This window comes from Levilactobacillus tujiorum, assembly GCF_012641185.1.
GTDB classification, from domain to species: Bacteria; Bacillota; Bacilli; order Lactobacillales; family Lactobacillaceae; genus Levilactobacillus; species Levilactobacillus tujiorum.
In genome coordinates, this window is the sequence record NZ_JAAXLK010000003.1 from 93,809 (window position 1) to 106,462 (window position 12,654).

General features: G+C 49.0%; 13 protein-coding genes. All 13 read left to right on the top strand.

Annotation, left to right across the window (positions count from 1 at the left end):
* The first annotated feature begins 16 nt into the window (after positions 1 to 16).
* The 13 genes from rpmA (at position 17) to HF569_RS02340 (ending at position 12,591) form a co-directional block, all read left to right on the top strand.
* A complete protein-coding gene (gene rpmA / locus HF569_RS02280) occupies positions 17 to 310 on the top strand; it encodes a 50S ribosomal protein L27 (RefSeq protein WP_269801535.1) in 294 nt (97 codons plus the stop codon).
* Positions 311 to 439: 129 nt separating this feature from the next.
* Positions 440 to 1,504 carry a M24 family metallopeptidase gene (locus HF569_RS02285; RefSeq protein WP_168901164.1) on the top strand — a complete coding sequence of 355 codons (1,065 nt, stop codon included), beginning with the start codon at positions 440 to 442 and terminating at the stop codon, positions 1,502 to 1,504.
* A gap of 77 nt (positions 1,505 to 1,581) precedes the next feature.
* Positions 1,582 to 2,142, top strand: a complete 561-nt coding sequence (efp, locus tag HF569_RS02290) for an elongation factor P (protein ID WP_168850528.1) — start codon at positions 1,582 to 1,584, stop codon at positions 2,140 to 2,142.
* A 36-nt stretch (positions 2,143 to 2,178) separates the two neighbouring features.
* Positions 2,179 to 2,619 (top strand): Asp23/Gls24 family envelope stress response protein, encoded by a 441-nt coding sequence (locus HF569_RS02295; protein WP_168901165.1) that lies wholly within the window; start codon positions 2,179 to 2,181, stop codon positions 2,617 to 2,619.
* The gene (nusB, locus tag HF569_RS02300; protein WP_168850530.1) at positions 2,619 to 3,050 is read left to right on the top strand and encodes a transcription antitermination factor NusB; all 432 of its coding nucleotides are present in this window, start codon (positions 2,619 to 2,621) and stop codon (positions 3,048 to 3,050) included. The genes HF569_RS02295 and nusB overlap by 1 nt, the downstream gene beginning before the upstream one ends.
* A gap of 754 nt (positions 3,051 to 3,804) precedes the next feature.
* Positions 3,805 to 4,671 carry a bifunctional 5,10-methylenetetrahydrofolate dehydrogenase/5,10-methenyltetrahydrofolate cyclohydrolase gene (locus tag HF569_RS02305; protein ID WP_168849719.1) on the top strand — a complete coding sequence of 289 codons (867 nt, stop codon included), beginning with the start codon at positions 3,805 to 3,807 and terminating at the stop codon, positions 4,669 to 4,671.
* Entirely contained in the window at positions 4,658 to 6,010 is a 1,353-nt protein-coding gene (gene xseA, locus HF569_RS02310) for an exodeoxyribonuclease VII large subunit (protein ID WP_168901166.1), read from the top strand. Before HF569_RS02305 ends, xseA begins: the two co-directional genes overlap by 14 nt.
* Positions 6,003 to 6,251, top strand: coding sequence for an exodeoxyribonuclease VII small subunit (locus HF569_RS02315; RefSeq protein ID WP_168901167.1), 249 nt, complete (start codon positions 6,003 to 6,005; stop codon positions 6,249 to 6,251). The genes xseA and HF569_RS02315 overlap by 8 nt, the downstream gene beginning before the upstream one ends.
* Complete coding sequence (locus tag HF569_RS02320; RefSeq protein WP_168901168.1) at positions 6,241 to 7,146, top strand: polyprenyl synthetase family protein; 906 nt, start codon at positions 6,241 to 6,243, stop codon at positions 7,144 to 7,146. Before HF569_RS02315 ends, HF569_RS02320 begins: the two co-directional genes overlap by 11 nt.
* Positions 7,143 to 7,958, top strand: coding sequence for a TlyA family RNA methyltransferase (locus HF569_RS02325; protein ID WP_168901169.1), 816 nt, complete (start codon positions 7,143 to 7,145; stop codon positions 7,956 to 7,958). The genes HF569_RS02320 and HF569_RS02325 overlap by 4 nt, the downstream gene beginning before the upstream one ends.
* A gap of 94 nt (positions 7,959 to 8,052) precedes the next feature.
* Entirely contained in the window at positions 8,053 to 8,508 is a 456-nt protein-coding gene (locus tag HF569_RS02330; RefSeq protein ID WP_168849724.1) for an arginine repressor, read from the top strand.
* Positions 8,509 to 8,699: 191 nt separating this feature from the next.
* Positions 8,700 to 10,403 (top strand): DNA repair protein RecN, encoded by a 1,704-nt coding sequence (recN, locus tag HF569_RS02335; RefSeq protein WP_168901170.1) that lies wholly within the window; start codon positions 8,700 to 8,702, stop codon positions 10,401 to 10,403.
* A 166-nt stretch (positions 10,404 to 10,569) separates the two neighbouring features.
* On the top strand, positions 10,570 to 12,591 hold the full coding sequence (locus HF569_RS02340) for a SpaA isopeptide-forming pilin-related protein (RefSeq protein ID WP_168901171.1): 2,022 nt from the start codon (positions 10,570 to 10,572) through the stop codon (positions 12,589 to 12,591).
* Positions 12,592 to 12,654: the final 63 nt, after the last annotated feature.

The window sequence follows — 12,654 nt, forward strand, 5'->3', positions numbered from 1 at the left end:
GGTGAAACTTATGCTGATGAACATGAACTTACAATTCTTCTCTCACCATAAAGGTGGTGGGTCTACTGCTAACGGTCGTGACTCTGCTGGTCGTCGTCTTGGGACGAAGGCTGCTGACGGTTCTACTGTTACCGGTGGTTCTATCCTTTACCGTCAACGTGGGACGCACATCTACCCTGGCTTAAACGTAGGCCGTGGTGGTGACGATACGTTGTTTGCCAAGGTTGCTGGCGTCGTTAAATTCGAACGTCTTGGCCGTGACAAGCGTCAAGTATCCGTATACCCAGTTGCAGAAGAAGCAGCTAAATAACACGAGGTTTTCCTCGTAACGACTGAAGAGCTTGAGGCGAGACCAATTCGCTTTGAGCTCTTCTTTCTTCTCTCAAAAATTTTAGTAAGTGTCAACTTCATCTCTAAACAGGATAAGGAGGCTGGGTTTATGACGACTAGAATTGACCGTTTACGGGCACAATTTGATCGGTTGAGCATTGACAGTTTCTTGGTGGCAGATGCCAGCAGTCAACAATACTTAGCGGGCGCGAGCGTTGAAGGTGGCGACGGGTATTTACTCGTGACAGCCAGCGACGCGATCTTTATTACGGATGCGCGGTATTTGACGGAATTGAAGCAAACAATTCCGGACATGCCGTTAGCCATTACGCGTAATTATTTACAAGCGGCTAATGACCATTTACAGGCCGTTGGTGCAACGGTGTTGGGAATTGAAGATAGTATGCCTTTAAGTGATTACCAGTGGTTAGACGAGCATCTATGGACCGATATCGTGCCACTTAACGGTGTCGTGGGTAACTTGCGCCAAATCAAAGAACCAACGGAAATCGCTGCGATTCGACGAGCAACTGCTCTGACGAGTCAAGGGATGACGGCGTTGTTTGACCACTTGCAAATTGGCATGACGGAACGTCAAGCTGCCCAATGGCTGGAGCACTGGATGGCAGACCACGGTGCAACGGGAACTAGCTTCGCGACAATTGTGGCGAGTGGTAAGCGTTCCGCTTGGCCGCATGGGTCGGCCAGTGATAAGCTATTGGCGGATCACGACATGGTCACCATTGACTGTGGCTTTTACGTGGATGGGTATACGTCTGATGTGACCCGGACCGTCGCTTTAGGTGACCCCGGTGAGCGTTTGAAAGCAGCCTATCAGGCAGTCCAAACAGCACAGGCCAAGATTATTGCGGCCGTTAAGCCCGGCGTGACTGGCGGCGAGCTTGACCAAATTGGTCGTGATTATCTCGCGGAGCAGGGTTTGGGTGACGCGTTCATTCACGGAACGGGCCACGGCATTGGCCTAGACATTCACGAGGGTCCCAACATTGGTCATGGCTGGCCGGATGTGATGGCGGCCAATGAAGTGATCACGGTCGAACCCGGGGTTTACTTCGCGGGTCTGGGCGGTTTACGGATTGAAGACGATCTGTTGATCACTGCCACCGGCCACGAGGTGCTGACGACGGCACCACGGAATTTAATTATTCTGTAAGTCGCACGCCTATCTTGCTTTTTAGGGGTAAGAATTGATATTATAAAGAGGACATATTTTAGGAGGCTGAACACATTATGGCAATTTCTACTGCTGATTTTAAAAATGGTTTAACTATTGAAGTCGATCACGCTATCTGGCGGATTATTGAATTCCAACACGTTAAGCCAGGTAAGGGTGGCGCATTCGTGCGCTCAAAGCTGAAGAACTTACGGACTGGTGCTGTGCAGGAAAAGACTTTCCGTGCCGGTGCTAAGATGGAACGGGCAGACATCCAAACGCGTTCAATGCAATACTTGTACGAAGATGGTGATAACCGGGTCTTCATGGATACGGACAACTTCGAACAAATTGAAGTTCCTGATGAACAAATCAAGGATCAATTAGCTTACTTGCAAGAAAACATGAACGTTGACTTGATTCAATTTGGCAACGAAGTGTTGGGGATTGAAGTGCCTAACACGGTTGTTTTGGAAGTGACGGCTACTGAACCCGGTATCAAGGGGAACACGGCTTCTGGTGGTTCCAAGCCAGCTACCATGAACACTGGTTTAGTCGTTCAAGTACCTTTCTTCGTTAACGAAGGTGACAAGCTCTCTATCAACACGACTGACGGTACTTACATTTCTCGTGCCTAAGTTTTAAACGTTTAAACAGTAAGGGAGGGTCAACGAATGGCAGAAGATACTAATATCATTTTAGAATCAAAGGAACCCGCGCTGGGCAAGATCGAAGTCGCACCACAAGTCCTCGAAATTATCGTCGGCATTGCGGCTAGTCAGACGGAAGGTGTTGCGCGGATGCGTGGCTCACTGGCAAACAGCGTCACGGAGCTTTTGGGTCGCAAGGAACAACACGGCAAGGGTGTTAAGCTCGTGTTCGATGGCGATGAATTAGCAGTTGATGTTTACGTTTACTTGAATTATGGGGTAGCGGTTCCTAAGGTTGCCTTAGCCATTCAGGATAGCGTGAAACAACAATTGTTGTTCATGACCGACCTCGATTTACGTGAAGTCAACGTTCACGTGGAAGGCGTCATTCCCGAAAAGACGGCGCAACAGGTTGATCCAGATCACCTGTTTAACCAGACCGATGAAGGAGACAGTGACCAATAGTGACACTTACACGACATCAGATTCGGGAACGCGCATTTCAAATGCTGTTTGCATTGAATGCCAATCCTGAAGCCGATCAAGATGCGTTATATCAACGTGTCCTGACCGATGACCCGAACCAAACCGTTCCCGTGCCTGCTTATCTGACGACCTTAGTCCAAGGCGTCTTGACTAACCAAGCCGAATTGGATGCTCAGATCGACCAGTACTTGAGTACCGGCTGGCAATTGAAGCGTATCGCTAAAACCGATTTGGTGATTATGCGCATCGCTTTCTTTGAAATCGAGCACGTGGAAGAAGTGCCTAACCGGGTAGCTGTCAACGAAGCCTTGGAATTGGCCAAGAACTTCAGTGACGACCGTTCTCGGCGGTTTATTAACGGTGTGCTGGCCCATACTTTGGACGGCGACTCCGCAGATTCACAAGCTTAATTTTTAGAGACCGACTTCCTTGGGGAGGCCGGTCTTTTGTTTACAACTAGCCGAATTGAAGAAGCAAAAATTTAGTGGCTAAACTTAAGTGATCTGGATAATCAACTGAAAGATAGATTAAATCAGTCACCTGCGGCTGTCAGAGGTTCCGCCTGCTGTGGGGAACGCCTGCGGCCTGAGAAGCGGTCCTCCGGCTCGGTTGGAAGCCCGGAAGTCCACCGGTCTCCCAACGCGTCCCACGCTGTAAGCCGAAAATCGGCTAACACCGTCGACACAGCTGGCTCCACCTCTGACCTCCTCCGGTTAAGCTAGTCGTTGAATGACCAGTTAGCTTAGCCATCTGGGACAACAGGGTTCATTTAACACGACAGTAATTGATTACTTCAAATGTAGCCGTGAGTGAGTCAAATTTGAGCTCAGCCGTGGGATTTTCCAAGTGGTTTTCTTGGGAAATGGCGTCTTTGAGACGTGATTTCCGGCTCAAAGCGAGGTTCGAGACCGTTCTGTGGCTCAAGCCGTCCTGCCCGCAGCGCTCCAGCTCAAAGCTTGACGAACGGTAAGGCGGCAGTTTTATCCATGCTGTCTCAAACGTCCAGCGTCAAGTGCTGGATAGGGGAATTTGGCCGGTACCTTCATACAGTTTATAACGAACCCGATAATCATTTTGGTTGTGAGAACGGATACCTTGCCCGTTTTCAGAAGAGGTATGCTAGAATGGAAAGTAACTTGGATTTTAAGGGGAGGACAAGTCTCAATGGCAATTATCATTGACGGTAAACAAATCGCAAAAGACCTCAACACGCAGACACAGCAACGGGTCGCCACGTTGGCCCAGCAAGGGATCGTTCCCGGCCTCGCGGTGATCATTGTAGGTGATGACCCGGCCAGTGCTATTTATGTCCGTAATAAGCATCGCAAGGCGGTCAAGTTAGGCATTAAGTCCGTGGTTCGTGAGTTGCCAGCGACAATCAGTCAGGCAGAACTCCTTGAAATCGTGCAGACGTATAATCATGATGACAGTATTCACGGGATTCTCGTACAGTCACCACTACCAGTAGGTTTAGATGAACAAGCGATAGTCGCAGCGATTGATCCTGCCAAAGACGTCGACGGGTTCCATCCACTAAATGTGGGGCGTCTCTTGGCTAATCTACCGGGCCATTATCCTGTGTCATGTACCCCACGCGGGATCATGACGATGCTGGGCACGCTGAATGAACATTTACGTGGAAAGCAGGCCGTGGTTGTAGGCCGAAGTATGATTGTGGGTCGGCCAATGGCAGCCATGCTGCTGAACGCCGACATGACGGTTACCATCGCCCACGTACACACGAAACATCTGAGTGATCTGACCCGGACCGCTGACGTGCTGGTCGTGGCAACGGGTGTGACGCATCTGATTAAAGGAAACGATATTAAGCGCGGTGCCATCGTGATTGATGTGGGGATGGACCGCGATGAGAATGGCAAATTAACTGGCGACGTTGACTTTGACGCTGCCGTGGATCGGGCAGGTGCGATTACGCCGGTTCCTGGTGGCGTTGGGCCCATGACGATTGCCACGTTAATGCAACAGACAGTAGATCTATGTGAGTGGAGTGAGCAACTTGGCAGCAACTGATTACTTAACCGTTACGGCGCTGACCCAGTATTTAAAACGCAAATTTGACGTGGACCCGTACTTGGGTAAGGTGTATTTAACGGGTGAAATTTCCAACTTTCGCCTCCGGCCACACGCCCACCAGTACTTCAGTCTGAAGGATGATCACGCAAAGATTAGTGCGATCATGTTTCGCTCGGCCTTCGAGAAGCTGAAGTTCACCCCAGAGACCGGGATGAAGGTGTTGGTCACCGGGCGGATCTCACTGTATGAGCCGACCGGGCAGTACCAGATTTACGTTGAACGGATGGAGCCGGATGGCATTGGTCAGCTGTATCAGGCTTATGAACAATTAAAGAAGAAGCTGGCTGAGGAAGGCTTGTTTTCGGCACCTAAACGACCATTGCCACGCTTTCCTAAGCGCATCGCCGTGATTACAAGTCCTAGTGGTGCCGTGATTCGCGATATCATCACGACCACGCGGCGGCGTTACCCAATTGCACAGATTGTGTTATACCCGGCAGTCGTGCAGGGGGATGGCGCTGCGCCGGATTTGGTGCGGCAACTGGAACGAGTAAATCAGGCCGGCACCTATGACACCTTGATCATTGGTCGTGGTGGGGGTTCGATTGAAGACCTCTGGCCCTTCAATGAAGAAAGTGTCGCCCGGGCAATTGCGGCGAGTCGCATCCCAGTCATTTCTTCCGTCGGGCATGAAACGGATACGACGATTGCGGATCTCGTTGCGGATGTTCGGGCTGCGACGCCAACGGCAGCGGCTGAACTGGCCGTGCCGGTCTTGACCGATGAAGTCTTAAAACTGCAGCAACAGCGGACTCGACTATTTAATGCGATGACGAACCGCATTAATTTCCAGCAGGAACGATTAAATAAGTTGATGGCGGCCTATGTCTTTCGCCAACCCCAGCGCTTGTACGAGACTTACGTGCAGCGACTGGATCGCGCGCAACAGGGGCTATTGCGCAACATGCAGCAGCGGTTGCGGCAAAGCCAGCAACGGTATCAGTTGGCACAGCAGGGGCTACGAAACCAGAATCCCTTGGCCCGAGTTCAGCGGGATCAACTAACCGTTACGCAACTGAGTGAGCGGTTGAAGACAGAAGCTAAACGTTATTTGGCAGATCGACAGGAACGGGTCGGCAAGCTCATCAGCGGGTTGGATTATCTAAGTCCCTTGAAAATTATGGGACGCGGTTATAGCTATGTCACCCAGGATGAACACGTTATTCGGCAAACGGCCGACTTGAAGACGGGTGCCGCAACCATCCATTTGAGCGATGGTACGGCCCACGCAGAGATTACTAACATTCAACCAGCAACGGAGGATCAGCATGAGTGAAGAACAAAAACCAACCTTTGAAGAAAATTTAACGACTTTAGAGAATATCGTTGCCCAATTAGAGCAAGGCGATATTCCGTTGGAACAAGCACTCGCCCAATTTCAGAAGGGCGTTGCATTGAGTAAAGAGTTACAAGGAACATTACAGGGTGCTGAAAAGACTTTAGCCACGATGATGGATGATCATGATCAGAAACAAGCCTTCGAGACGCCACAAGGAGGCACGGGTGATGCCGATTGAAACGCGGCTTACACAGTTTGAAACAACTTGGGTACCACGACTAAACCGGCCGTTACAAGCCGCAATTGTCCAGGATACCGGGGATCAACGTTTGGCCGACGCGATGACTTATTCGGTTATGGCTGGTGGCAAGCGGTTGCGGCCATTATTGACCGTAGCGACCTTGCAAGCGTTAGGCGTGACTTTTGACGAGGAGCGCTATTGGCGCCCCGTCATGGCGTTAGAACTCCTCCACACCTATTCCCTTATTCACGATGATTTGCCGGCTATGGACAACGATGAGTTGCGGCGCGGTGAACCGACCAATCATGTTAAATTTGGTGCGGGCATGGCGACGCTAGCGGGCGATGGCTTACTGACATTAGCTTTTCAGTGGTTGACGGCGACTAATTTATCTGCGACGACCCAAGTGCAATTGGTCCAAGCGTTAGCTCAGGCAGCTGGTCCCAGCGGCATGGTTGCCGGGCAAGCTAAGGATATCCAGTCAGAGCACGTTGACCTTCCTCTGGATCGGTTACGGGTGCTCCATCGAGAGAAGACGGGGGCGTTACTGCACTATGCGGTTCAGGCCGGGCTAATTATGGGGGCGGCACCACAAGCGCAATGGCAACCGTATCTCCGGTTTGCCGACGCCTTCGGACTGGCCTTTCAGATCTACGATGATATCTTAGACGTTGTTGGTACAGCCGCTGAACTGGGTAAGGCAACCCAAAAGGATGCGGGTGAAGCTAAAAATACGTATCCTGGTAAATTAGGTTTGCAGGGCGCCAATCAAGCACTGATTGCGACGATCCAGACGGGGAAGCAAGCGTTGGCTGAACTACCAGCCAGTGATGGTCGTGACTTATTGGCGGCGTTCTTTAGCTATTTTGATACGAAACGGGTGAAACCATGAAACGAAAACGCGTTGCAGATTTATTAGTTGAACAGGGACTATTCACCTCGTTAGATGAGGCCAAACGCGCTGTGATGGCGGGTGAAATTTTAGGGACTAATGAAGAGCGGCTCGATAAACCGGGGTCGTTGATCCCAATTGACACGGAACTTCATTTGAAAGGTCACCCGTTACCGTACGTTTCTCGTGGTGGCTTCAAGCTGGAAAAAGCGCTCAAAGTTTTTCAGATTGATGTGACCGATCGCATCGTCTTAGATATTGGCTCATCGACCGGTGGCTTCACGGATGTGATGCTTCAAAACGGAGCCAAACTCAGCTATGCGCTAGATGTTGGGAGTAATCAGCTGGTGTGGAAATTACGGCAGGACCCGCGGGTCGTCGTGATGGAACATACGAACTTTCGGTACAGTAAGTTAGCTGATTTTACCAACGGTCAACCAACCTTTAGTTCTATCGACGTGTCGTTTATTTCATTGAAGATGATTCTGCCACCGCTAAAGAATATTTTGGCGGTCGGTGGCGACGTGGTTGCATTGATTAAGCCCCAATTTGAAGCCGACAGGGAAGATGTTGGTGCCCATGGCATCGTCCGTGAGCGGTCTGTCCATACGGCCGTCGTTCAGAGCATCATTGACTTTGCTGTGGCAACGGGTTTTAGCGTTTTAGGGTTAGACTTCTCCCCAATTAAGGGTGGCGAAGGTAATATTGAATTCCTGGTCCATTTACGTTCGGTTGATAAAAATGCAGTTTGTGCAAGTTCAGTTTCCGTCGATCAAACGATAGATGCGGCTTATGAAGGCCTAAATCACTAGATTATGAGAAAATTATGAGAATTTGCTTTCCAAATACTTAGGTCTGGTATATGATAAGATTATGCATTTTTATCAGAGAAAGAGGGGGCCAAGTATGAAGAAGCAAGAACGTCAGCAGTTGCTTAAACGTTTGTTAACGTCGCGGGAGATTGAACGTCAGGAGGATTTTGTCCATTTACTAGAAGCAGATGGGATTCACGTCACTCAGGCGACCATTTCGCGTGATATTAAAGAAATGCAACTGGTGAAATTGCCGGCCGATTCGGGCGGGTATCGTTACAGCTTGCCAGTTCAAAAGAAGATTGACACCCAAAAGAAGTTGCAACGAACCTTACAGAATGCCTACGTTTCCTTTGCGATTCAAGGGGAATTTACTATTTTGAAGGTCTTACCCGGAAATGGCCCAGTGATCGCATCACTGCTGGATCAGATGCGTTATGAATTTGTGTTTGGCACGGTGGGTGACGATAGTTCCGTGTTAACGGTCTGTGTTTCCCACAAAGGCGCGTTGCAATTGGAAGAGGCAATTAACCGGATGATTGCCGATTAGATAATGACCACGACTGACTGACCAGCACGGTGCTGACGAAGCGGCTGTGGTCGTTTTAGTCTAGGCTGGACAAGCGGGAGGGTTTCTCGTTAAACTAAGGACAGGATAATGGATGAATCTAAGTATTCATGCGTAACGTATAAAAATAACGATAACGAATAAAACGATGCGACGTTTGGGGAGGCCAGAACGTGTTACAGGAGCTGTCGATTAAAAATTTTGCCATTATTGATCAGTTAGATGTGGCGTTTAAGAATGGCATGACGGTGTTGACCGGGGAAACTGGTGCCGGTAAATCGATCATTATTGATGCTGTGGGATTACTGGCGGGCGGTCGTGGCTCAGCCAGCTTTGTTCGCACTGGGACTGATAAGGCGATTATTCAGGGAAGCTTTGTCTTTCCGGCTGGAGGCACCACTTACCGGGTGTTGGATGACCTCGGCATTGATCACGACGATGGGAGTGTTATTCTTCAGCGGGAAATTCACGCCAATGGCCGCAACACCTGCCGGGTCAACGGCATGTTGGTTAATACGAATACGCTTAAACGAATTGGCGAGACTGCCGTGGATATCCACGGTCAAAATGAGCACCAAGAGCTGATGCAACCGGAAAAACACCTCGGGATGCTTGATGAATTTGCTGGGACCAAGGTAGCCAAGTTGCGTGAGAAATATACGAAGAAGTATGCGGCATATACGCAACTTAAAGCTACTCTAGAGAGCAGACGCGCTAATGAAAAGGAATGGGCCCAGCATTTGGATATGCTGAAGTTCCAGGTGAACGAGATTGATACGGCCCAGCTTAAGGCCGGTGAAGAACGAGAATTAGTGGCCGAGCGGGATCGACTAGATAACTTTCAGAAGATCAATGATGCTTTGCAACAGACGCAGGTGATTCTGACCGGTGAAGAGACTAGCGCGGGTGCCAATGATCAGATTGGCAGTGCCATGCAGGCGATGCAGGCGATTGCTGATTTCGACCCAGCATTTAAGCAGATTGCCGCTAGTCTGGAGACGGCCTACTATGCTCTGAGCGATGCCGTCGGGGATGTTTCCTCGCAGCTCGATCTGTTGGAGTGGGATGAGGGCCGACTAGACGAAATCGAACGTCGTTTGGACGTCATCAACCAACTCAAACGCAAATACGGCGATTCCGAAGAACAAGTGCTCAGCTACTATGACAAGATTGCGGCGGAATTGAAACAAATGCAGGCAACGGATGAGACGGCCGATGATTTGGAGGAACGCGTCGCAGGACAAGAATCTGAGCTATTACAGTTGGCGGAAAAGTTAAGTAAGGCGCGGCAGGAAGCGGCTAAACATCTGGAGAAAGCCATTCATGGTGAGTTAGCGGATCTGTACATGGATAAGACTGTCTTTGCGGTACACTTTACGCGAGCTAAAGCACAGTCGTTGATGAGTACGGGCCTAGATCACGTGGAATTTTACTTGCGGACTAATCCCGGTGAAGCCATGCGGCCCCTGGCGAAGATTGCCTCCGGCGGGGAACTATCGCGAATCATGTTGGCTTTAAAGACGATCTTCTCTGAGTCGCAAGGCATTACGTCGATTATTTTCGATGAGGTTGATACCGGGGTCAGCGGGCGCGTTGCCCAGGCCATTGCCGAAAAGATCAGCGGTATTGCTCAGGCTTCACAGGTGCTGTGCATTACGCATTTGCCGCAGGTGGCCGCGATGGCCGATCACCACTACTTTATTGCTAAACAAGTAGTGGCGGACCGGACGGAGACCTCGTTAACCCGGTTGGACGAAAGCAGCCGAGTGGATGAATTAGCACGCATGTCAGCGGGAACCCAGGTGACGAAGTTAGCCCTAGAACACGCGCATGAATTGCTAAAATTAGCTGATGAAGTTAAGTCAGCCCACAGTTAAATCACAATTGAATAAATGTATAATTAAGGCGTTATCAAGTGATTGATAACGTCTTTTAATATTAGGGATAACTTAGTTTAATACCATTATAAATTTGCCCTTAAATTAAACTAAAACTTGATATATAATTGGCCTGACAAACAAAAATGGTGTAGAGGTGTACGTCATGTGGAAAAAGTTTTGGTTATTGGGGTTTAGCCTACTGATAGGAATCCTGGTTTTGTTAGGTGGCAGTCAGCTGAAGGCCAGTGCGGCTGATTTAACGGGTGATGTGACGGGGAGTGTGACGACACCCAGCACCATTATGGAAGATGGGGTTGCTGAGCCAATCCCAAATGATTCGGAACTGCTGAGTAGTCAAGGCTATGTGTTGACTTATAACTGGGGAATTAAGGACCAACAACCTGTGAAAAGTGGGGACACGGTTGCCGTGCAGCTTCCCGCCACAGCAAGCTATGATAACTTTCTGACTAGTCCCATTGACGTTGAGCTTTCCGGTAGTGATAAATCAGTGGGGACCATGTCTCTTAACCCGAAGAATGACAAGCAAATGATTATTACCTTCAACGATAATTTGGCAAATACTAACACTGGTCGTAAAGGCGTTATTAATATTCATGTTCACGGAACTAAGGCGGATAGCTCTGGAACCGGTGGCGGTTCAAACTCTACACTAATTAGCAAGAATGGTTGGCCGATGAAGTATAATCTGGATGCCAATAATAATCCAGAATACATTATTTGGCAGATTGTGGTCGATCCTGATAATAAAAATTTAGGGGATGTGACACTAACAGATCAAATTGGACCACATATGACCTTTTACAACAATCCTGACGATTCAACCGATCCGCTAAACTTAACCGCAAAAGAAAATGACGTTGACCGAGCATTTACACTTAATGCTAATGGGTCTACAGTGACGATTAATCTCAAAAATGTTACCCGCAAGATTGATATTATTTATAACACCAGAATTGATCCACAATATTTTAATGATTATAAATGGGGTAACTTTAGTAATCAGGTGAGTTTGAGCAGTACGTCTGGCGGGGGAGATTCAACGTCGACTTCTGGTACAGCAGATGGTATTCCGGGTAGTGGAAGTGTCGTAAAAAATTATAGTTGGGGTGCCTCTGCCGTGATTAATGGTTGGTATTTAGGCTCTTTTGAACTTACCAAGACGGCATTGGGAGATTCAACAAAATATTTAAGTGGCGCTACTTACGATTTACAAAGACAGGCCGCAGACGGTTCCTGGAAGAACTACCAAACGGGATTGGTTACGAATGCCAAGGGTGTTCTGAAGGATCCTAGTCTTGAGACAGGGACGTACCGGTTAATTGAAACGGCGGCTCCGGATGGTTACTTGATGGACAATAAAGGGGCGACGGCTGGTACTGCGGTGACGCCTACGGAGTTTACAGTTTCGGATACTGATGGGACAACGGTTCATATGCTAAAGCAGAGTGATAGTCCCAATGGTGCTACGCTGATCAAGAAGAATCCTACCGGTAGTTTTGTTAAGGGAGCGACGTACCGTTTGGTTAGGGGAACAGCAGACACGCCAGATGATACGTCGGTCGTCAAAAGTGGTTTAGTTACGAATGCTCAAGGACAGGTGACGGTTAGTCAGTTGTCGCCGGGAACCTATTATTTTGAAGAAACTGATTCGCCAAGTGGCTACCAAAAAAATACGGAACCAGTGAAAGTGACGATTAAAAATACGGATACGACAATTCAAACAGTCAATCAAATTGATGTGCCGTTGAAAGATAGTGGGTCATCGTCCAATAACTCAGGAAGCACGAATACATCTACCAGCTCGGATAACGGTTCGAATGAAACTAGCGATTCTAGTGACTCCGACAGTACTCAAACTGGCAGTACCCCCACGATTGCACCTAAAAATAACTCGAATAGTACCTCGTCCACCAAAGCTAAGCACACTATTGTAGCCGCTGTGGGGTCGAACAGTTCTAGTTCGACAGCAGCACACAATGGTGATGGTACCGCCAAGACAGCCGATAATGTCTCAGCTCGGACAGCTAAGCGTCAGGCCAGTGGCAATCGCTACCTGCCACGAACTAGTGGTCAACGGAGCTTATTAGCCATGCTAATTGGTATTCTGATCTTGGGATTCAGTGTAGCTGGTTGGCGTTGGCATCAAATCCACACTACCCATTAATAAAAAAATAGCATCGCTCGGATTGATCATCTGAGTGGTGCCATTTTTGTTCGGTATATCGGT

Bases quoted from the DNA above. Each gene is read 5' to 3' on its own strand.
- rpmA (WP_269801535.1), top strand. From the start codon at position 17: ATGAACATGAACTTACAATTCTTCTCTCACCATAAAGGTGGTGGGTCT.
- HF569_RS02285 (WP_168901164.1), top strand. From the start codon at position 440: ATGACGACTAGAATTGACCGTTTACGGGCACAATTTGATCGGTTGAGC.
- efp (WP_168850528.1), top strand. From the start codon at position 1,582: ATGGCAATTTCTACTGCTGATTTTAAAAATGGTTTAACTATTGAAGTC.
- HF569_RS02295 (WP_168901165.1), top strand. From the start codon at position 2,179: ATGGCAGAAGATACTAATATCATTTTAGAATCAAAGGAACCCGCGCTG.
- HF569_RS02305 (WP_168849719.1), top strand. From the start codon at position 3,805: ATGGCAATTATCATTGACGGTAAACAAATCGCAAAAGACCTCAACACG.
- HF569_RS02315 (WP_168901167.1), top strand. From the start codon at position 6,003: ATGAGTGAAGAACAAAAACCAACCTTTGAAGAAAATTTAACGACTTTA.
- HF569_RS02320 (WP_168901168.1), top strand. From the start codon at position 6,241: ATGCCGATTGAAACGCGGCTTACACAGTTTGAAACAACTTGGGTACCA.
- HF569_RS02325 (WP_168901169.1), top strand. From the start codon at position 7,143: ATGAAACGAAAACGCGTTGCAGATTTATTAGTTGAACAGGGACTATTC.
- HF569_RS02330 (WP_168849724.1), top strand. From the start codon at position 8,053: ATGAAGAAGCAAGAACGTCAGCAGTTGCTTAAACGTTTGTTAACGTCG.
- HF569_RS02340 (WP_168901171.1), top strand. From the start codon at position 10,570: ATGTGGAAAAAGTTTTGGTTATTGGGGTTTAGCCTACTGATAGGAATC.